At 64.2% G+C, this 20,106-nt stretch carries 18 protein-coding genes; 6 read left to right on the top strand and 12 right to left on the bottom strand.

The genetic code is table 11. From position 1 onward, the window contains the following. Nucleotides 1-93: 93 nt before the first annotated feature. Nucleotides 94-2,124, bottom strand: coding sequence for an NAD(+) synthase (locus GRI89_RS06650; protein ID WP_235912876.1), 2,031 nt, complete (start codon nt 2,122-2,124; stop codon nt 94-96). A gap of 377 nt (nt 2,125-2,501) precedes the next feature. Here GRI89_RS06650 and GRI89_RS06645 point away from each other — a divergent pair, with 377 nt between their 5' ends. Continuing rightward, a complete protein-coding gene (locus GRI89_RS06645) occupies nt 2,502-3,767 on the top strand; it encodes a hypothetical protein (RefSeq protein WP_159793420.1) in 1,266 nt (421 codons plus the stop codon). Between the two features lie 9 nt (nt 3,768-3,776). Here the strand turns inward: GRI89_RS06645 and GRI89_RS06640 are convergent, their stop codons facing one another. From GRI89_RS06640 to rlmN, 4 genes are all read right to left on the bottom strand, one after another. After that, nucleotides 3,777-4,985, bottom strand: coding sequence for an amidohydrolase family protein (locus GRI89_RS06640; protein WP_159793418.1), 1,209 nt, complete (start codon nt 4,983-4,985; stop codon nt 3,777-3,779). Nucleotides 4,986-5,115: 130 nt separating this feature from the next. Further along, entirely contained in the window at nt 5,116-5,502 is a 387-nt protein-coding gene (locus tag GRI89_RS06635) for a glycine zipper 2TM domain-containing protein (protein ID WP_159793416.1), read from the bottom strand. 138 nt (nt 5,503-5,640) lie between these two features. After that, a complete protein-coding gene (locus tag GRI89_RS06630) occupies nt 5,641-6,237 on the bottom strand; it encodes an FMN-dependent NADH-azoreductase (protein WP_159793414.1) in 597 nt (198 codons plus the stop codon). Between the two features lie 108 nt (nt 6,238-6,345). Continuing rightward, nucleotides 6,346-7,608, bottom strand: a complete 1,263-nt coding sequence (rlmN, locus tag GRI89_RS06625; RefSeq protein WP_159793412.1) for a 23S rRNA (adenine(2503)-C(2))-methyltransferase RlmN — start codon at nt 7,606-7,608, stop codon at nt 6,346-6,348. A gap of 264 nt (nt 7,609-7,872) precedes the next feature. Between rlmN and GRI89_RS06620 the strand changes: the two genes are divergently transcribed. Then, nucleotides 7,873-8,532 carry an outer membrane protein gene (locus tag GRI89_RS06620; RefSeq protein ID WP_159793410.1) on the top strand — a complete coding sequence of 220 codons (660 nt, stop codon included), beginning with the start codon at nt 7,873-7,875 and terminating at the stop codon, nt 8,530-8,532. A gap of 64 nt (nt 8,533-8,596) precedes the next feature. On the opposite strand, the gene GRI89_RS06615 is transcribed toward GRI89_RS06620, so the two are convergent. Continuing rightward, a complete protein-coding gene (locus tag GRI89_RS06615; RefSeq protein WP_328598122.1) occupies nt 8,597-9,073 on the bottom strand; it encodes an invasion associated locus B family protein in 477 nt (158 codons plus the stop codon). A gap of 210 nt (nt 9,074-9,283) precedes the next feature. Here GRI89_RS06615 and GRI89_RS06610 point away from each other — a divergent pair, with 210 nt between their 5' ends. Both GRI89_RS06610 and GRI89_RS06605 read left to right on the top strand, forming a co-directional pair. After that, nucleotides 9,284-9,934, top strand: a complete 651-nt coding sequence (locus GRI89_RS06610) for a YqiJ family protein (protein WP_159793406.1) — start codon at nt 9,284-9,286, stop codon at nt 9,932-9,934. 50 nt (nt 9,935-9,984) lie between these two features. After that, nucleotides 9,985-11,760, top strand: coding sequence for a flotillin family protein (locus GRI89_RS06605; RefSeq protein WP_407924969.1), 1,776 nt, complete (start codon nt 9,985-9,987; stop codon nt 11,758-11,760). A 9-nt stretch (nt 11,761-11,769) separates the two neighbouring features. Here the strand turns inward: GRI89_RS06605 and GRI89_RS06600 are convergent, their stop codons facing one another. The 3 genes from GRI89_RS06600 to GRI89_RS06590 all read right to left on the bottom strand — a co-directional run bounded on the left by GRI89_RS06600 (nt 11,770) and on the right by GRI89_RS06590 (nt 14,505). Then, a complete protein-coding gene (locus tag GRI89_RS06600; protein ID WP_159793835.1) occupies nt 11,770-11,973 on the bottom strand; it encodes a hypothetical protein in 204 nt (67 codons plus the stop codon). Then, the gene (gene greB / locus GRI89_RS06595; RefSeq protein WP_159793404.1) at nt 11,973-12,461 is read right to left on the bottom strand and encodes a transcription elongation factor GreB; all 489 of its coding nucleotides are present in this window, start codon (nt 12,459-12,461) and stop codon (nt 11,973-11,975) included. The genes GRI89_RS06600 and greB overlap by 1 nt, the downstream gene beginning before the upstream one ends. 91 nt (nt 12,462-12,552) lie before the next feature. Beyond that, nucleotides 12,553-14,505, bottom strand: coding sequence for a lytic transglycosylase domain-containing protein (locus GRI89_RS06590; protein WP_159793402.1), 1,953 nt, complete (start codon nt 14,503-14,505; stop codon nt 12,553-12,555). Nucleotides 14,506-14,598: 93 nt separating this feature from the next. Between GRI89_RS06590 and dapA the strand changes: the two genes are divergently transcribed. Further along, a complete protein-coding gene (dapA, locus tag GRI89_RS06585) occupies nt 14,599-15,480 on the top strand; it encodes a 4-hydroxy-tetrahydrodipicolinate synthase (protein ID WP_159793400.1) in 882 nt (293 codons plus the stop codon). A 2-nt stretch (nt 15,481-15,482) separates the two neighbouring features. On the opposite strand, the gene GRI89_RS06580 is transcribed toward dapA, so the two are convergent. Further along, nucleotides 15,483-17,435: an alpha/beta hydrolase family protein gene (locus GRI89_RS06580; protein WP_159793398.1), complete on the bottom strand. Its 1,953-nt coding sequence runs from the start codon at nt 17,433-17,435 to the stop codon at nt 15,483-15,485. Between the two features lie 216 nt (nt 17,436-17,651). Between GRI89_RS06580 and GRI89_RS06575 the strand changes: the two genes are divergently transcribed. Then, complete coding sequence (locus tag GRI89_RS06575; RefSeq protein WP_159793396.1) at nt 17,652-18,071, top strand: plastocyanin/azurin family copper-binding protein; 420 nt, start codon at nt 17,652-17,654, stop codon at nt 18,069-18,071. Here GRI89_RS06575 and GRI89_RS06570 read toward each other — a convergent pair whose 3' ends face one another. After that, nucleotides 18,072-19,253: an acyl-CoA dehydrogenase family protein gene (locus GRI89_RS06570; protein ID WP_159793394.1), complete on the bottom strand. Its 1,182-nt coding sequence runs from the start codon at nt 19,251-19,253 to the stop codon at nt 18,072-18,074. Nucleotides 19,254-19,266: 13 nt separating this feature from the next. Beyond that, entirely contained in the window at nt 19,267-20,049 is a 783-nt protein-coding gene (locus GRI89_RS06565) for a hypothetical protein (protein WP_159793392.1), read from the bottom strand. Between the last annotated feature and the right edge of the window lie 57 nt (nt 20,050-20,106).

Genomic DNA, 20,106 nt, shown 5'->3' with positions numbered 1-20,106 from the left:
GCCAATTGGCCTTGCCCCGACTATCGGGCGTTGGGACACCCCATTGCAAGCCCCAATGGCATCAAGGCCCTGAACCTGCCCTGTCGCCGCGCCTCACTCCTCGGGCACGTTGGCGTGCAATTCGGCGAGCCAGACGTCGGCTACGGCATCGCTCGGCGCGCGCCAGTCGCCGCGCGGCGATAGAGCGCCGCCGCTGCTGACCTTGGGGCCGTTGGGAATGGCGCTGCGCTTGAACTGGCTGAAGGCAAAGAAGCGGCGGCAGAAGCTTTCGAGCCAGTGGCGGATTTCGCCGATCGCATATTCCCGCTTGGCAGCATCGGGGAACTCGTGCGGCCAGAGTCCGCGCTTGGCGTCGCGCCAGGCGTGCCAAGCGAGGAAAGCGACCTTCGAGGGCCGCTGACCGTAGCGGACCAGGTGGTGGAGATAGAAATCGGCGAGAGAATAGGGCCCGATCTTGGCCTCGGTGCTCTGGATCGCGCCGGTCGCTTCGGCCGGGATGAGTTCGGGGCTGATTTCGGTGTCGAGCACCGCCGCCAGCACCTCATCGGTCGAATGGTCGAACTGGTTGGTGCGCACGGTCCAGCGGATCAGGTACTGGATAAGCGTCTTGGGCACGCCGGCGTTGACCGCATAGTGGCTCATCTGGTCGCCGACGCCGTAGGTACACCAGCCGAGCGCCAGTTCGCTGAGGTCTCCAGTGCCGACGACGAAGCCGTTATGCTGTCCGGCGAGGCGGAACAGGTAGTCGGTCCTGAGGCCCGCCTGCACGTTTTCGAAGGTCGTGTCGTACACCGGCTCGCCGCCCGCGAAGGGATGGCCGATGTCCTCGAGCATGCGGTTCGATGCGGGGACAATGTCGATTTCGGCGGCGGAGACGCCGAAGTCCTCCATCAGCCGCCAGGCATTGGACTTGGTCTCCTTCGATGTGCCGAAGCCGGGCATCGTGTAGCCGCGGATGAAGCTGCGCGGCAGGTCGAGGCGGTCGCAGGCCTTGGCGCAGACGATCAGCGCATGCGTCGAATCGAGTCCGCCCGAGAGGCCGATGACGAGGCATTTCGCGTTTGTCGCCTCGATCCGCCGCATCAGGCCGTCGACCTGGATATTGAACGCCTCGAAGCAGTCCTCGTCGAGCTTGTTCGGGCGGTTGGGAACGAAAGGATAGCGCCGGATCGGGCGGGCGAGGCCGATGTCGCCGGTCGAGGGTGAATGGTCGAACACGATCGTGCGGTAGCTGTCCTCGGGCCGTCCGGCCTCCACGGCGTTGTCGTTAAAGGTCTGCCAGCGCATCCGCTCGGCCAGGATACGGTCGGAATCGACGTCGGCGGTGCACAGTTCGGGGCGCAATTCGAAACGTTCGCTCTCGGCCAGCATGTCGCCGAGTTCGAAGATCATCCCCTGGCCGTCCCACGCAAGGTCGGTGGTGCTCTCGCCGTGGCCGGCGGCAGAGTAGACGTAGGCGCTGGCAGTGCGGGCGGACTGGGCGCGGCAGAGCATGTGGCGTTCGTCGGACTTGCCGATGGTTATGTCCGAGGCCGAGAGGTTGGCGAGGATCGTCGCCCCGGCCAATGCGCCGGCGGTGGAGGGTGGGTCTGGCGCCCAGAAATCCTCACAGATCTCGGCGAAGACCTTGAAGCCAGGCAGGCGGCTGGAGGCGAAGACGAGGTCGGTGCCGAAGGGCACCTCGTTGCCCGCTACGGAAATGGTCTTGCCGCGAATCCCGCGCCCGTGGGCGAACCAGCGTTTCTCGTAAAACTCGCGATAATTGGGCAGGTAGGACTTCGGCACCACGCCAAGCAGCCGACCGTCGGCGATTGCCAGCGCGCAGTTGTAGAGCCGTCCCTCATGGCGCAGCGGTGCGCCGATCAGCGAAACCGGCGAGAGCCCCTTGCTCGCCCGGATCACCGCCACCACCGCAGTTTCGACCGCGTCGAGCAGCGCGTCCTGCAGTACCAAGTCGTCGAGCGCGTAGGAGGAGAGGCACATCTCGGGATAGACCAGCAGGTCGACATGCGCGGCGTGGGCACGCTGCATCTCGTCGATGATCCCGTCGCGGTTGTAGGAAACATCGGCAGTGCGAACGCGCGGCGTGCTGGTGGCGACACGGACGAAACCGTGGCAGTGCATGTCGTAGAACGGGTGCTCGTCGCCGGCCGGGAGGCTCTCCGAAACCGGTTCGAGCCAGTCCTCGATTTCGCAAATTCCCAGCTCGGCCAGACGTTTCTGGATACTCGCACCCGGTATCTTGCCGTGAGTCTCCCAACCGTAGACTGTCCGGCTGGGCCAGGCCTGCGGCCTTCCGTACTTTTCGCCGAATTCTGCGGCTGTGAGCGGTGGCCTCTGAAGTTGCCTCCACGCGCGAATCTTGTCGCCTGCCTTATGCATGTTCGTTCAGTATCCAAAAGGGATACTATTGGCAACCACGATTGCGGCGCCCTTGAGGGATCGTCCGTAATGGCGCAAGATTATCCGGGAGCGTTTCGAGCCTTGCAGGGAGGCCGTGAATGTCGATTGGCGAGATATTCAGTAACCCATTGGTTGTCGGTGTCGGCACTGCTTTGGCGACCGGGGCCGTCAGCTGGCAGGCCCTCAAATACCGCGAGGGCCGTCTGGAGCAGGACCTTGCCGCAGCGCGCTCCCAGATTGCTGACGGGCGCAAGCAGATCGACGACCTCGAGCGTTCCTTGCGTCAGGCTCCCGGAGAAGCAACCAATCCGGTGGCGTGGAAAAACCAGATCGTATCGCGACTTACCGCGATAACTGAACGCGCGGGGGTCGAGCGCGCTACCCTCTACGTTCCGGTCGACGGGGCAGACCGCCAGTTCCTCGGCCTCGTGGTCGTCGCAACGGCGCCGAACGACATTTCCAGCGAAGCTTTCATCGGCACGGTATTTGCCGGCCGCGATGCGCGCGCAGTCACCTGCTTTCTCGATGGAACGAACATCAGTTCCGACGGTAGCGCGTTCGCCATGGACGGCTACAGGCCCTCGGCGACCTATGCCGACTGCCTTCAGGAAAGCGCAACCACCGGGTCCGGCCGCAAGGTCGGCGTGATCCAGTTGCTCTCAAGCTCCGGCAAGACGATCGATTTCGGTGCCGCACAGCAGATCATCGCGGAAGAGCGCGAAGGGCTGGTCGGCCTGGCTGCGAAGTTTGCCGATGATCCTGCAAATAGACTCGAAATGGCCGGTATCAGCGTGCCGCAGGATTCGCGCCGGGGCAGCGTGCTGACGATGGATATTTCCAGGTCGTCGCAACTTTTCGTCGACGAGGCGCGTAGCGCGGTCACCCGCAAGATGATGGGCGAATTGATCCGGGCCTCGGTCACGGAAATCAACGCAGCGGGGGGCGTATTCGAAGCGTTCACGGGGGATGGTCTCGTCGCTGCCTTCGGATCGGGTCTCGCCGGTTCTGCCGAAAGCGCGGTCCAGAGTACGCTCAAGATCAGCCGGTTCTTCAACCAGCTGACCAAGGATTACCGCGTCGATCTCGCCCACCTGAACTCCGAACTACACTTGCGCTTCGGCATTTCGAGCGGCGCGGTTCACCCGATCGTGCTTGCTTACGGCCAGTTGCGGACATCCAGCATTATTGGCCGGACGCCCTCGCTCTCACGCCGCCTGTGCGACGCCGGATCGCGTGAGTTTTGCCAGATGATCATCGACAAGGCGACGTACGAAGAGCTGCCCAGTGACACGAGAGGATCCTTCGCGTCCTTCGAAATGCCGTCGAAAACGCTGGCCGTCGAAACTTTCGAACGCCGGCTCTAAGGTTTCCGCTCAAGCCGCGGCGCGCGCTCCCACGTCCAGCCGCGCGGTGGTAGTCGCTTTCGACAGGTCGAGGCCGTAGAGCTTCGCCGCGTTACCGCCTACGATCTTGCGCACCTTGTCCGGGTCCATGTGCCCCATGGTCTCACCGATGGTGCGGACCGAGTTGGGCCAGATCGAATCCGGGTGGGGGTAGTCGCTCGCCCAAAGCATGTTCTCGGGGCCCCAGAACTCGAGCAGTCGCATCGCCGTGGGGCTCTGCTGGAAGGTGCCGTAAACCTGCCGCTTGAACACGTCGGACGGCTTCTCCTTGTGCGGAATGCCGCCCTTGTCGGCCCAGTAGTCCGCGCATTCCCACAGCCGGTAGTGGCGATAGTCGAGTTCCTCGACGACCCAGGGGACCCAGCCGATGCCGCTTTCAGCAATGACGATCTTCAGCTTCGGGTGCCGCTCCAGGATACCCCACGCGAACAGGTCGACGAACGGATCGAGGAACTGCTCGATGAACATCTTGGCATGGAGGAAGGTCGCGCCCGGGCTGCCCTTATACTTGTCGAACGCGTCGCCTGCCTTGGGGAAGACGGTGACGTGAAACGAGAGGACGATCCCGCTCTGTTCGAGCAGGTCGAACAGGGGCTCCCAGCGCTTGTCCTCCAGCCGCGGCTCGCAGACCGCGATCTGCAGGTTGGCCTGCTTGCAACCACCGCGTTTGGCGAGGCGCTGCAATTCGTCGAACGCCGCCTCGGGATGTGGTGGCAGCATCGCAACGCCGATCAGTCGGTCCGGCGCAACCGCGCAGAAATCCTCGTAGAGCCATTCGTTGTAGGCGGCGTAGCAGGCGCGCATGAACGCCTCGTCCGTCGTCTTGATCGACGTGACCGGCCCGAACACGACATGCGCCCAGACCCGGTCGCGATCCATGTCCTGCAGGCGGAGCACGGGATTGCCCGCGCGCAATTCGGTCAGGTCCTCGATACCGCCGCGATCGTAGGCGGTTAGAATGGGCTTCGGCCCGTCGCCGAACGGACTCGGCCCCTTCTTGCCCGACCAGAAACCCCAGCGCTCGCCATCCGCGATCCACGCCGCCGGTCCACCCTCGGGCGCCTCGATGTGCGGCGCACGCTCGCCCCACTTCTTCGACATCCGCTTCGCCAGCGCATCGGCCGGCAGCATGTTGAGGTCGAGGTGGTCGTCACAACTGACGAGTGCGGCTTCTATCATGGTACTCTCCGCGGGAACTTAGTTAGCTTTGCATACAAAATGACAGGTTCACCGCGCATCGGCAACGCAAAGAAAAGGGCCGCGCGGGGTGGTCCGCGCGGCCCTCGTTCTTTCCGTCAGGTGCAAAGGATTACCTGCAGGAAACGCGGCCCTGGTCGATTTCCTTGCCGAGGAGCGCGCCGACGGCGGCACCGACGACAGTTCCGGTCGTGCGGTCGCCGCGCGTGTCGATCGCCCGGCCCGCAAGCGCGCCTGCGGCGGCGCCGACGATCAGGCCGGTCGTTCCGTTCGAACGGTGGCAGTAGTAGCGCCCGTCATCGCCGCGCCAGTAGCGAATGCCGTTGCCACTGGTGCGATAACGCGGAGCTTCGCGGGTGTGATAGCGCTCGTAATAGCGGGCGTTGTCCTTGGCGCGCTTGCCATGAGCCGGGGCCCATGGGGGCGGTCCGTCGGCCAGCGCGGGCGCCGCGGGCATCGCGAGCGCGATCGCGGCAGCGGCAAAAATGGTCTTCTTCATCGGGGCAACTCCCTCGTGCGATCATTGTTGTGGTTCTGGAACGAGCACTCTTCGCGGCAGGTCCACAACCTCAGATGAACGCATTGAGTTAACCCGAAAATCGCGGCGGGAAGTGCTCCCGACGCGACGGTTCGAAGCCTAGAGTTTGGCGATTTCCTCGCGCGCCGCGGCGATCGCGGCGGCGCGCACTTCGGGGCCGAAACCGATCTTTTCGGCGCGGACGAATTCGACGTCGTCGATGCCGATGAAGCCGAAGAAGGTCTTGAGGTAGGTTTCCTGGTGCTCGGCCGGACCGCCCATTTCGTAGGACCCGCCACGCGAGGAGGCGACGATCACCCGGCGCCCGCCGGCAAACCCGGTCGGACCCTTTTCGGTGTAGCCGAAGGTCACCCCGGGAACTCCGAGGCGGTCGAGCCAGGCCTTGATCGAGCTAGGCACGGTGAAGTTGTACATCGGCACGCCGAGGATCACGATGTCGGAGGCGAGGAATTCGTCGAGAACCGCGCGCTCGGCGGGGAAGGCGGCCTTCATTGCATCGGTGTGGGCGTCCTGCGGCTGGCGGATCGCGCCGGTGGTGACGACATCGAGGTGCGGTAGCGGATCGGTCGCGAAATCGCGCACCACCCAAGTCGCGTCGGGGTACTTGCCCCGGAAATGCTCGGCGATCGCGTCGGTCAGTTCGTGGGTGACCGAATTGTCGCCGGTGGTGGCACTGTCGATTCGCAGGATCTGCATGTCTGGTCTCCAGGTTGGCTATGATCGACGCAATGTCGTCATCGCGGCCCGGCAAGCAAGTGCGGAGATGCGAAGCATTTCTTCTCGGCACGCAATGGCGGGTGGGACCTACTCCGCTTCGAGCGCGGCCTGCTTTTCGGCGGCCAGCCGGTCAAGCTCGGCGCGGCTCTTCTTCTCGGCAGCGGTCTTGAGCTGGCCGCAGGCGGCATCGATGTCGCGCCCGCGCGGGGTGCGAACCGGGGCGGAGATGCCGGCCTCGAAGACGATGTCGGAGAACCGCCTGATCCGCTCCGGGCTAGAGCACTCATAGGGCGCGCCGGGCCAGGGGTTGAACGGGATCAGGTTGACCTTGGCCGGCAGCTTGTACTGCTTGATGAGCCGCACCAATTCGCGCGCGTCCTCGTCGCTGTCGTTCTTGTCCTTGAGCATCACGTACTCGAAGGTGATGCGGCGGGCGTTGGAGGCGCCGGGGTAGGCGGCGCAGGCTTCGAGCAGTTCCTCGATGCCGTACTTGCGGTTGAGCGGCACGATCTCGTCGCGCACTTCCTTGGTAACCGCGTGGAGCGAGACCGCGAGGTTGGTGCCGATTTCCTCGCCGCAGCGGGCCATCATCGGGACCACGCCGCTGGTCGAGAGGGTGATGCGGCGCTTCGACAGGGCCAGGCCGTCGCCGTCCATCACCAGCTTGAGCGCGTCGCGCACGTTGTCGAAGTTGTAAAGCGGCTCGCCCATTCCCATCATCACTATGTTGGTCAGCAGGCGGCCGTCGGCGGTGTATTCGGCCTCGGTTTCGTCGTCGGCCCCAGATTCGACAAAGTCCATCCGGCCCTTGGGCCATTCGCCAAGCGCGTCGCGCGCCAGCATGACCTGCCCGACGATCTCGCCCGGCGTCAGGTTGCGCACCAGCCGCATCGTGCCGGTGTGGCAGAACCGGCAGTTGAGCGTGCAGCCGACCTGCGAAGAGACGCACAGCGTGCCGCGATCGGCGTCGGGGATGAAGACCATCTCGAAATCGTGGTTGTCGGCGGTACGCAGCAGCCACTTGCGAGTCCCGTCGCTCGAATGCTGTGCCTCGATGATCTCGGGCCGGCCGATTACGAACCGCTCGGCGAGCCAAGGACGCATCGCCTTGGCGATGTCGGTCATCGCGTCGAACTCGGTCACGCCGCGGTGGTAGAGCCAGTGGAACACCTGCTTGCCGCGAAGCTTGGCCTGTTTGGCATCGAGTCCCGATTCGCCGAACAGTTCGATCAAGCGCTTCATCGGCAGGCCGATCAGGTCGATACGGCCGTCGGCACGCGGTGTAATGTCGCGCGCGACAGGGACCGGATCGATCTGTCCGGGGATGGGCATGAGGGCGGTATCGGCCATGGCGTGGCGCATATAGGGACGGGCGCCGCAAAGGGCAAAGCCTCTCAGCCGTCCTATCGCGCGTCGCGCCCGCGAAGGCCGGAATTGCGCAATCGGTTCCCGCCATTCGCCGCACCAAAAATGCGTTCCGTCGAGCGAGTGTTGCTGAAAAACATCAATAGTTTCGTTGTCTTACGTTCATGAAACCGGATGCGGGGGCACGCCATTTTCGTGGTCCGCGCTGTACGATTGTGCACGCGATTGTGAAAGAGAATGGAGTTCGAAATGAAAAAGGGTCTTGCCCTCATCCTCGCCACCGCCAGCACCGCGACGGCCGTCCCCGCCATGGCGCAGGACACAGGCTTTTCCGGTCCCTGGGTCGCAGCGGTCGCCGGTTACGACGTCAACAAGCCCGGCAGTTCGCAAGTTTCGGGCATCGATCCCGACCAGGACGTCAACGCCGAAGGCCTGATGTACGGTGCCGGGGTCGGCTATGACTTCGACATGGGCAACCTGGTTGTCGGCGCCGAAGGCGAGCTGACCGACTCAACGGCGGATTCCACCTATAACGATCCCTACACCGACTTTGGCCTCGGCAGCGTCGATGCCGGGCGCGATCTCTATGCCGGTGCGCGCATCGGCTACAAACTGTCGCCGACGACGATGCTCTACGCCAAGGGCGGCTACAACAACGCCCGCTTCAACTTCGTGGGTTCGGACGGCACCACGTCGTACCGCCGCCACCTCGACACCGACGGCTATCGCCTCGGTGCCGGTATCGAGCACAAGTTGGGTACGAACGCCTTCGCCAAGGTCGAATACCGTTACTCGAACTACAGCAAGGGCGAAATCGACTTCGAGGCCGACAACATCGCCGACAGCGACCGCTTCGACATCGACACCGACCGGCACCAGGTCGTCGCCAGCGTCGGTTTCCGCTTCTGAACGAGCGACTAATCTGTAACAAGATGGCGGGCCGGGGAGCGATCCTCGGCCCGTTTCGCTTCAACTAGCGGAGGCTGGCGCAGCCCACCGTCGCCGCGTCCATCGCCGTGGCGACCCCGCCAAGGCTGAACCTGTCGGTAAACCTTCGACCCCTGCTGTCGGTTGCAGAGAGGCTCATTGCCGAGGCCGAGCGCATCGCCGCGACGATCGCCGCGTCGGTCTTGCGGTCGGGCGCCCAGGCGTCAACCCCGCCGCCGGTTAGCGTGAAGCGTTGTCCATTCATCGACAGTGAGAGTCGCGGGTTGTCGGCCAACTCGCGCGAGAGGCGGAAGTGCACCTGCCCGCGCACGCCTTCCTTTGGCCAGGTTGCCACGTCGGCATAGGCAGGGAAGGCGCTTCCATTCTTCTCCGCAGCAGAAATTGCGTAGCAACGCGGCACCTCGGCGTCGCGAAACGCGGCCCATTCCTGGAACACGCCAAGGTCGTCCTTGGCGGCCAAGGGGGCGGAAAAGGCAAGCAGGGCGAGCAGACAAAATCGCATCATATCGCCTTACCTATCCCAAGCTCATCCGTATTTGAAATCGGAACGAAATCGGAGCTGTCGATACCGGATTTTCTGGTCAATTCGCGCAAGTTATGCAAAAAGAATCGGGCGGGAAGAGGCACCGGGTAACCTGGCCTGAAGGGCGCGATTGTCGCGCCTCAACATGGAAGGCGCCGCCCGGAAACTCCCAGCGCGGCGAATGCTGCGATGAGCCTGTTAGCGGATTACAATCTGCCCTTTGCGATCGCCTTCGGGGCGATGCTGCTGCTCTCGTTGATGCAAATCATCGGTGTGGGCGATTTGTTCGATCTCGATGCCGATCTCGACATTGACGCTGACCTCGATTCGTCCGTCGATCTTGACGGTGGCGCTTCGATCATGGGCGGAATCACGACGCTTCTCGGGCTTGGCCGCGTGCCATTCCTGATCTGGCTGGTGGTGTTCCTGTTCCTGTTCGCCAGCATCGGGGTGAGTATCCAGTCTCTGGCGGGAGGACTTCTCGGCGCGCCGCTCGATACGCTTCTGGCGTCGGCGATCGCGCTCGGCGTGACCGTGCCCGTGACCTCCGTGCTGGTGAGACCGCTGGGGCATATCCTGCCGCAGGACGAGACCACCGCGGTCGGGATCGACAGTCTTGTCGGCAGGCGGGCTACCGTCACCATGGGGCACGCCCGTCAGGGCTATCCCGCCCGCGCCAGGGTCCATGATCGGCACGGCCAGACACACTACGTCATGGTCGAACCGCACGAGGCCGGTGGTGAAATCATCGAGGGCGACGAGGTGTTGCTGGTGCGCCGTGAAGGTCAGACTTTCTTCGGCATTCCGCTGGCAGAGCGAAAGCTTGCACCGGTCAACTGATTCCGGCGCCGTTCCGACGCCATACCCCTGTTAAAAAAGAGAGAAATGTCATGTTGGATACCATTACCTCCACCCCTCTCGTGATGACCGGCGGTGGCGTTGTCGCCCTGCTCGCCATCTTCATCTTCCTTGCCAAGCTCTACAAGCGTGCCTCGAAGGAAATCGCCTTCGTGCGGACCGGCGTAGGCGGCGAGCGCGTGGTCATGAACGGCGGCGCACTGGTGCTGCCGGTGTTCCACGAGACGATGCCGGTCAACATGAACACGCTCGTGCTCGCCGTGGTGCGGCGCGACGGCGAGGCGCTGATCACGCTCGACCGACTGCGGATCGACGTGAAAGCGGAATTTTACGTTCGCGTGAAGCCCGACGCCGGTTCGATCGCCATGGCCGCACAGACACTGGGCCAGCGTACGATGCAGCCGGAAATGCTCAAGGACCTGGTCGAAGGCAAGTTCGTCGACGCGCTGCGCTCGGTCGCCGCGGGCATGACGATGAACGAACTGCACGAGCAGCGCGCAGACTTCGTGCAGAAGGTGCAGCAGGTCTCGTCCAACGACCTGGCGATGAACGGGCTGGAACTCGAATCGGTCTCGCTGACCGGTCTGGACCAGACCAGCATCGAACACTTCAACGCCAACAACGCCTTCGATGCGGAAGGCCTGACCAAGCTCACCGAGCAGATCGAAGCGCGCAAGAAGCTGCGTAACGACATCGAGCAGGACACGCGCGTGCAGATGGAGACCAAGAACCTCGAGGCCGACCAGCGCAGCTTCCAGATCAAGCGTGATCAGGAATACGCCCGGCTGGAGCAGGAGCGTGAAGTGGAAATCCGCCGCGCCGCGCAGATGGCCGAGATCGCCAGCCAGCAGGCCGAGCGCCAGCGCGAGGCCGATGCCGCCCGGATCGAAGCGAAGAAGCTGGTCGACGCGCAGCAGATCGAGGCCGACCGCCTTGTCGAAGAAGCGCGCATCGACCAGCAGCGCGCGCTCGAAATCGCCCGGCAGGAGCAGCAGATCGCGGTGCAGAACAAATCGCGCGAGGAAAGCCAGGCCAAGGCCGTGGCGGACGAGGCCCGTGCCAAGGCCGTCGCCGCAGAGGAACAGGTCGCGACCAGCCGCGAGAGCGAGATCGCCGAACGCCAGAAGAAGATCGAGCTGATCGAGGCGGCCAAGATCGCCGAACGTGACGCGATCAAGATCAAGGTCGAAGCCGAAGCCGAAAAGGACGCGGCGACGAACCGTGCCGCCGCAGCCAAGTTCGAGGCGCAGGGCGAGGCCGACGCCGAGAAGCTGCGGGCCGAAGCGGCGCGAGTGCGCTTCGAGGTCGAAGCAGCCGGCCAGCGGGCGATCAACGAAGCGGCCAACATCCTGTCGATGGACCAGATCAGCCTGCAGACAAAGCTGGCGCTGCTCAAGGTCCTGCCAGAGGTGATCCGCGAGAGCGCCAAGCCGATGGAGGCGATCGATTCGATCAAGATCGTGCAGGTCGATGGTTTGACCCAGAAAGCCGGCGCTTCGGGTGCTCCGGCGTCCGGCGGCGGAACCGGCAACCTGGCAAGCGACGCGGTGGCCGCTGCGCTCGCATATCGGGCGCAGGCTCCAGTTCTCGACGGGCTGATGAAGGAACTCGGACTCGACGGGAGTTCGCTCAGCGGACTGGTAAAGGCGTCGGCCGACATTGCTGAAGTTGCTGCACCGGTGACCAACGGCAGTGCCGCGCTCGTCCTTTCCGACGACGCGTCAGAGGATGCTGGTCTCGAAACGCCCAAAGCCACGGCGAAGCCCAAGGCCGCTGCCAACGCGAAGCCGGCCAACGCAGACGACTAGTTCGCGGCGCTAACCGCCGATTAGGTCGAGGTAAGCCACCACGTCGTTGTCGGTGGCTAGGTACAGGCCCTCCTGAACCTCTTCGGGCTGCTCGGCGGCGATGCGCATTGCTTCATCCAGCGTACCGTAGAACAGCGTTTCGGCGGCGCCGCCCTCGATGTCGGAATCGAGATGGTAAAGGCGCACGGTTGCCGCAAGGTTGGTGGTGCGCATCAGGCGGCGGCTGGATAGGCGATGGCGGTCACTTCCCATTCCTTCTCGCCGGCAGGGAGCCGCACAGTGCGGCAATCGCCGATGGCGGCCCCACGCAATGCTTGAGCGATGGGGGCGCTCCAGCCGATCTTGTCGGACGATGGATCCTGCTCGTCGTCGCCGACCAGCGTCAGGGTGCGCTCTTTGTCGTCCTCGTCGGCGATGGTGACAGTTGCACCGAACCAGACCCGGGCCTTGTCGGGTTGGGCGGAAGGATCGACCACTTTCGCCGCCTTCATCTTCTTCGCCAGCCTCGCCAGTTCGCGATCGATTTCGCGCATCCGCTTGCGGCCGTACAGGTAATCGCCATTTTCGCTGCGGTCGCCGTTACCGGCTGCCCAACTGACGATGGCGACGATTTCGGGGCGCTCCGTACCGAGGAGGTGGTCGTAGCGCGCGCGCAGTGCGACGAGTCCGGCGGGAGTTATGTAGTTGGCACGTGGTTCCATAGACTCCGGACCTAGCGCCATGCCGGGCCCGGAGCCAAGGGCCTGCGGCGACTTCAGTTATCTTGTAGGCCCCGCGACCTTGCAACGGGCATCAACGTAGCAGTGAATCGAGTGTACGGGCGTCGCCATAGGGCGCTTTTTCGGGGTGTAGCGACTCATAGACCACAGCATTTTCAAGAACTCGCTGGACGTAATTCTTGGTCTCGTAAATCGGGATCTTCTCGATCCAGTCGATCCAGCTGATCGAACCCCTGCGCGGGTCGCCGTTGGCGGCGAGCCACTTGTTCACGTTACCCGGACCGGCATTGTAGGCGGCGATGGCGAGCGGGTAACTGCCGTCATAGTAAGACAGCATCCGGTCGATGTAGTTGCTGCCAAGTCGCATGTTGTAGCTCGCATCGTCGACCAGCGAGGCGGACATGTATTGAATCCCCGCCTTGCCCGCTTCCTCTCGCGCGGTGCCCGGCATCAGTTGCATCAGTCCGCGCGCCCCGGCGTGGCTGATGGCGTTCTGCGCGAACTGGCTTTCCTGCCGGGTAATGGCGTGGACCAGTGTCCAGTTAGTCCCAGGGGGCGTTACCAGAGTGGGATAGCCAAGCGTGGTAAAACCCTGGAGACCGTCGGCCGCGGCGGCGTCGGCGGCGATCACCGCAAGATCGCGGCGGCCGATGTCGCGCGCCAGCTCGGTGACGAGCAGGTAGTCGCCCAGCGAATCCGCCTGGGCGGCCATTTCGCGGTAGAAACGAATTCCGACGGACCAAGGAGCGTCGCGGGCAACTTCGGTGACGGCAGCAGTCAGCGGGGCGCTGGTGAAGGCCTGGCGCTCGGCGGCCGAGGGTGAGCCCGATGGTGCACCCGACATCGCCGGCATGCTGCGGCCGAGCCGGCTAAGGGCGAGCTGGCCGTAAAAGCGGTCGGGATAAGCCGCGGCCATTTCGTAATAGCGCTTGGCCTCGTCGGCCTGTCCGGCCCGCTGCGCAGCATGTCCGGCCCAAAAGAAACCTTTCGAGCGGGTCTGCGGCGTTCGCGCCGCATTGCCGTAGCGGTAGAACAGCGGCACCGCGCCAGCTGCATCGCCGAGGTTCCACAGCGCCTGCGTGCCGCCAAGCCAGACCAGCGAGGTGTAATCGTCGCGCAGCTTGTACTCCATGACTGATACATCGGCGCCGGGCGCGAAGGCATCGTCGATCTTCGAGGCGATGTCGCGAGCGGCCTGCGCCCCGCCCATGCGGGCGACGCTGAGTTGTTCGGTGACCCAGGACGTCGGGTCGAACGGACGCGCGGCGAGCGGCCGGCGGGTCGAGAGCAGGCTCACCGCCTCGCGGGCGCGGCCTTCGGTGCGCAGTTCGCGGCTGCGGTTGTAAAGATAACCGGGGTCAGACATCGCCGCGGGGTCGGTGGTCGCACCGTCTCCGCCCTGCAGGATCGAAAGACGGGCGGCGAACAGTCCCTGCTTGGACGGCGAGGTGCGGGTGAATTGTCTGGCTGCGCCGGTGACATCGCGCTGCCATAACAGCGCGTCCATCCGTGCGTCCTGGTCATCCTGCGTGAAGCGGCTGCCGAAGTTGGCCGAGATCGCCGCTTCGGCAGTGTCGCTCATCTCACCGCCGCGCCATGCCGCCAGGGCGACCGCGGGGGCATCCGAGGGCCGCTGCGCCATCAGCGCAAGGGCGTAATGGGCGCGGGCGTAGTTGGAGATCGGCGGATAGCGATCGAAGAACGCAGCAAGCCTGTCCGTAGCGACGAACTGGCTCTTCAGCGCTTCCTCGGCATAGCCTTGCAGTGTCCCAGCATCGGGGAAGCCGGGGTAGGTCAGCAGGAAGCTGGCATAGGTGTCGAACGGCAGGTTCTTGTTGGCCTTGAGCTGTTCCCACTGGCCGATCGCCGGAGCCATCCGACCCGGGCCCTTCGCGACGAGATCGGCCCGTGCCCTGTCCCAGTCGGACGCCTCGTAAACCGCGTCCTGTGCGTGGACGGGAGCCGCCAATGTGGTGCTGGTGCAAAGCAGTGTAGCAATGGTGAGTCGACGAACCATGCTGGACATCGTGGCAGCGCTCTCCTTATCAGGCGGTGAATGACCCCCGGTGCGCGCGCATCAAGCGCAGCATCTTTGTGAATCCAAGTAGGAGCGGCGTAAATGTTTTCAGGTTCGATTCCGGCCCTGGTGACTCCTTTTCGCGACGAACGGTTCGACGAGGCGGCCTTCCGCCGGTTCGTCGACTGGCAGGTCGATAGCGGATCGAACGCGGTGGTTCCGTGCGGCACGACCGGCGAGAGCGCGACGCTCGACAACGACGAGCACCATAAGGTCATCAAGGTCTGCGTCGAGCAGGTCGCGGGCCGCGTGCCAGTGATCGCAGGGTGCGGTTCGAACGACACCCGCACCGCGCTATGGCACATGCAGGTGGCGAAGGACCTCGGCGCCGACGCCGCGCTTCTGGTGGCCCCCTATTACAACCGCCCGAGCCAAGACGGGCTGATCCGCCACTTCAGCTTTCTCGCTGAAAGTTGCGACCTGCCGATCGTGCTCTACAACGTGCCCGGCCGCACGGTGACGGACATTCACGCCGCCACTGTGATCGAACTGGGCAAGCGCTTCCCCGACCAGATCGTGTCGATCAAGGACGCCAGCGGCGACCTTTCGCGCGTGGTCACTCACCGCATGGGGCTGGGGCCTGACTTCAACCAGCTTTCGGGTGACGATCCGCTGGCGCTGGCCGGTTACGCGCTTGGCCAGAATGGCTGCATTTCGGTAACCGCTAACGTCGCGCCCAAGCTGTGCGCTGAATTCCACGCGGCTGCGGCGGCAGGCGATTTCGAGACAGCGCGCGCTCTCAACGAGCGGCTCTATCCGCTGCACAAGGCACTGTTCGCCGACGCCAGCCCGAGCCCGACCAAGTACGCGCTCAGCCGCCTGCACAACTGGATGCGTCCCGACACCCGCCTCCCGATAGCGCCTTGCAGCGCTGCGGCGATGGAAGCGGTCGACGCGGCGATGGAGTTTGCCGGAATCGGCTGAGCTTAGTCGGCGGGGTTGTTCTTCTCCACGAAGGCCACTGTAGCCGCGAGCATCTGCTTGCGTGTTGCGGCGCGCGAGAGGTTGTGATCTTCCTCCCTCAACACGACCATCTCATAAGGTTTGCCCGCATCCTTGAGCGCGTCGGCCATCTTCGCGCTTTGCTCGAACGGCACCACCGTATCGTCCTGGCCATGGATCAGGAGGATCGGTGCATCGGCACGGCTGGCGAGGCGGGCAGGTGAGACTTCGGCGAAACCGCTGCGCGGACCCAGCTCGGCCAGCAGCGAAGTTTTGACCATGGGATTGCTGCCACTGCCGGTATTCTCGGCCTTGAAGAGCAGGTTGAGGTCGGAAACCCCGGCCACCGCGACCGCGCATCGATAGACGCCCTGCTCGACCGTGACTCCGGCAAGCGCAGCATAGCCGCCGTAGCTGGCCCCGACGATGCAGGCGCGCTTGGCATCGACGATGCCTTTGTCGGCCAGAGCCTTGAGCCCGTCGGTGATGTCGCTCTGCATCTTGCGGCCCCACTGGCCCCATCCTGCGCGCTGGAATGCCTCATCGCGGTTCGTCGAACCACGAAAGTTGGGTTGGAACACGGCGTAGCCGCGGCTGGCATAGGCTTGCGCCCACCAGTCGAAGGTTTCCACATCGTAGCTGCCCGGGCCGCCGTGGGGCATGACCACGATTGGAAGGTTCTTTGCCTCGCGGCCGGGAGGCAGCGTGAGGATTCCGTCGAGGTCTACCCCGTCGCCGGCCTGGTAGTTGAAAGTGCTGATCAGGCCGACCTGCGCTTCTCCGATCGCAGGGCGTTCGCTGCCGATGTAGGCCGCCTGCAGCGTCGCCGCGCGGAGCAGGTACCATGTTCCGCTGTCGCCATTGCCGCTGGTCCGCACCAGCACCGTGGAGAAATCGGGCGTCCAGTCGACGATGCGTGCGCGCTTGCCCTTGAAGGCGCTGCCGATCTTGTCAGCAAGTTCCTGCTGCCTTGGATCGAAGAAGACCTGCCTGTCGGTCGTTTCGCGGCGTAGGTAACCGATGATACGCGCGCTCGACGGATCGCGGTATGCGCGGACAACTTGTTCGTCGGGTAGGTAGATGCTCGGCTCCCCGCCGGAGAGCGGCACCTCGTACCACTCGGAATTTCCCGCATCGTCCTCTGCCGCATAAATGAGGCTCGTTCCCTCGCGCCCGAGGGCGACGAGTCCGACAGCGCCGCGCGGATGGTGGCCCGCCGCGAGGCGGTTGCCCTCGGGGCCGGCGATGACCCAGTCGCCCGTCTCGTACCTGACATCGAGCGTGGCCGCGACCTCGCCGCTGCCGTCGACGAGCCAGCCGCGCCAGCTCCCCGCGCGGGCCTCGGGCGCAGCGGTGTGCGTGGCGTCCTTGGCGAAGTTCCACTCGATCAGAGAGGGACGCATGTGTTCGAGGTAGTAGTTTTGGGTCGACTCCTTGCGCGCCATGCGCACGCCACCGAAATAGCCGGTCCATTGTCCGTCGACCTCACGCAGCCCGTACATCCCGAACAACGCGCCGAGGATGCCGCCCTGCTTGGCGAAGACGACGGTTATTTCCTTTTCCGGCTCGACCGGCACGACCACTCCGCGGCTGAGTTCGGCCTGGTCGACCGTGAAGTGGATGCCGAGGTCCTCGGTCTGGCTGGTGACCATCAACACCGCGTCATCGCCGATCCACTGGATCGAAAGGATCTTGAGATCCTCGACCGTCAGCGAACGTGTCGGCTTGAGGTCCCCGTCAAACAGCATCAGCTTGCGCTGGCCGCTGTCGAGCGCGACGATGGCAAGGCTGTTGCCGCTGCGCGAGATCGCCGCATCTTCGAACGCCGGAAGGTCGCCGTAGGCGTTGAGCGGCGGCGGATCGGTCGCCCGGACCGGTGTAGAGAAGGCCAATGCAAGCAGAAGTGCTGCTGCGACCTTGCCAAGTGTTGATTTCATTTCTCTCCCCCCACTCAGGAATAGGCGGAGTGAAACCTGACGTGCAAGCCTGAATTCATGGCGAAATCGACGGTCGCGAGGGCACGGAACTGGCCGATGACCAGCAAAGCAACTGCTTGGTTTCGAATTGGCGCACGTGTATCATTTGGCCAGCCAACTCTCGGCGGGGAACCGGGGATGGGCAGACATCGAAAAGGGGGCGGAGGAGGATTTCCGATGCGTTACCTCTTTGCCCCGTTTGCTCTGGTCCTGCTGGCCGGATGCGCCTCGACCCACTCGATCGAACCGCAGCTTGCGACCTCCTCGACCGACTTCGGTCGCGCGGAGAGGATCGAGATCAGCCTGTCGAACTTCGCTTTCGCGCCCTCCGACATCCAGCTCAGCGCCGGCAAGGCCTACGAACTTGTGCTGACCGATACCGCCTCGGGCGGGCACGACTTCACAGCGCCCGAGTTCTTTGCGGCGGCGAAGATCAAGGCCAGCGATGCGTCCAAGGTAGCGAGCGGACAGGTCGAGTTGTCCGGAGGGCAAAGCGTGACGATCGACCTCGTCCCGACCGCGGGCAATTACAAGCTGACCTGCACCCATCTCGGCCACGTAGCGCTCGGTATGTCGGGGACGATCAAAGTCTCCTGATCAGTAGAGCGGTGAAGGGTGTTCCTCGCCGAACATCATAGCCCCGTAGTTGGCGAAGGCGGCGCGATTGATGATCATGTGCTGGTTGAGCGTCAGCGCATCGCGGGCGAGGCGTTCGAGAGGGTTGCCCTCGAACACGGCGTGCGCGCCGATCAGGTCGAACAGACGGCGTGTGACCTCCACTGCCATGCGGAAGGAATTGACGTTGGCGAGGGCTAGGCGGCCCTTGGTCTCGACCTCCGGAGTGCCTTGTTCGAGCTCGGACCAAAACTCGTTCGCCGAAGTGTAGAGGAAGGCCCGCGCCGCACCGTAAAGCGTCTCGCAGTCGCCGATCGCCTCGCGCACGTGTTGCAGCTTGCCGAGGGGCTGGGGCGGGATGCCGCCCTTGCCCTGGGCGATGATCGCCTTGGCCTCATCGAGTGCGCGCCTTGCGGTGCCGATCGGGACCGCTGCCATCGTTGTCACCCAGTTGCAGCCGCTCGAATAAAGCGGCTCGCGACCCTCGAATATCGCAGGTTCGATGAGCATCGCCTGGTCTTCGGGGATGAACACATCGTCGGCCCGGTAGTGGTTGGAGCCGCTGCCGCGCAGGCCGTGGGTGTGCCAGGTGTCCTCGATCACCAGCTCGTCGGCGCGGCAGAAGGCGAGGCGGCTCTCGGGCATTCCGAAAGCGCCGATCACCGGCTTGCCGTCCTCGTGGACAATGCCGCCGGTCATGACCACGTCGGCATGGGTGATGCCGCTGCCGAACGGGAAGCGCCCGCTGAGCCGATAGCCGCCTTCGACTTTCTCCAGCGTCCCGCGCCCGGCGGTGAACTGGCCGGCGGTGATCATGTCGGGATGCGGCAACAACCGTGCGCTGGCTTCGGGCGGCAGGAATTCCGCGATCAGCCCGCTATCGGTGCCGATCTTGACGCACCAGCCAACCGAGGGATCGGCCCGGGCGAGCACCTCGATCACCTCGAGGTGCTGCGGCAAGGTCATCTGCGGGCCACCCTTGGAACGGCTGCGGCCCATGCGGAAGAAACCCCCGCCGCGCAATTGGTCGACGAGGTCGGCCGGCAAGCGCCGCAGGTCCTCGATTTCAGCCGAACGCGCGGCAATCGCCGGTGCCATCGCATGGCCGTTGGCGAGGATATCCTGCGCGCCGAGCGATCGTCCTGCCAATGCCGCGCTTTGCATCGATCCTCGTGTCCTAGTTGCCCGACGGCGCCTTGACGCGTTGGGGTTTCGGTGTCGGCTTGGACGTCGGCGCCTGCACTGTGCCTTCAGTGGCCTTCTGGGCGGAGATGACTCCGATGCCGTCTACCACGGCAGGATCGCCATGGTAGATGATAGTCGCCTGCACCACACGCTTGACGTAGCCTGCCTGCGTCATGCCGGGGAGGAAATTCGAGTTCCCGTTCATCTTGCACCACGCCGCAAGGACAATCGGCACGTCCATGTCGTAGGCTTCGTCGGTGTGCATGTACTGCGCGGCCGATCCGCCCTTGTCGACGAAGGCCTTGAGTTTGAGTTCGAACTCTCGCGCAGGGTTGAAGGCTAGTTCGACCGCTTCATTGTTGTAAGTGCGCTTGACCGGCAGGGTCAGGTCGAGGCTGACCTGTGCGGCGATCTGCCCTGCGACGGATGTATCCTCGGCCGAAGACGACCAGGTGCCGATCGGGTAAAGCACGCCGTTGTTGTTGACCACGTTGCCGGCGAATGCCTGCACTTTCACCAGTGTCGCGCCGGAACGGCAGCCGACGAGACCGGTGACGGTCCAGTGCGGGTCGTTGCCGAGCACTGTCAGCTTGCGCGCGGCGACCGTCTTGATCGCTGCCTTGTTCTCCAGGCTAAGGTTGGCGTCCCCCAGATTGTCGGTGAACTGCGCGCCGGTAACCAGCGTCGGAAGGCTCGTTTCGTCGGCCGCCGCGGCTGCCCCTGACATCGCCATGACCGCCATTGCCGGCGCCCAGCGCAATATACTTGTGCCCATGATTGTCTCTCCCCCAAGACCCTGCGGGGAAGGTGCAGCAATTCGGGTCCGCGTCCA

It is taken from the genome of Croceibacterium salegens, assembly GCF_009827435.1.
Classification (GTDB): Bacteria; Pseudomonadota; Alphaproteobacteria; order Sphingomonadales; family Sphingomonadaceae; genus Croceibacterium_B; species Croceibacterium_B salegens.
This window is presented reverse-complemented; position numbering and strand designations above follow the sequence as displayed.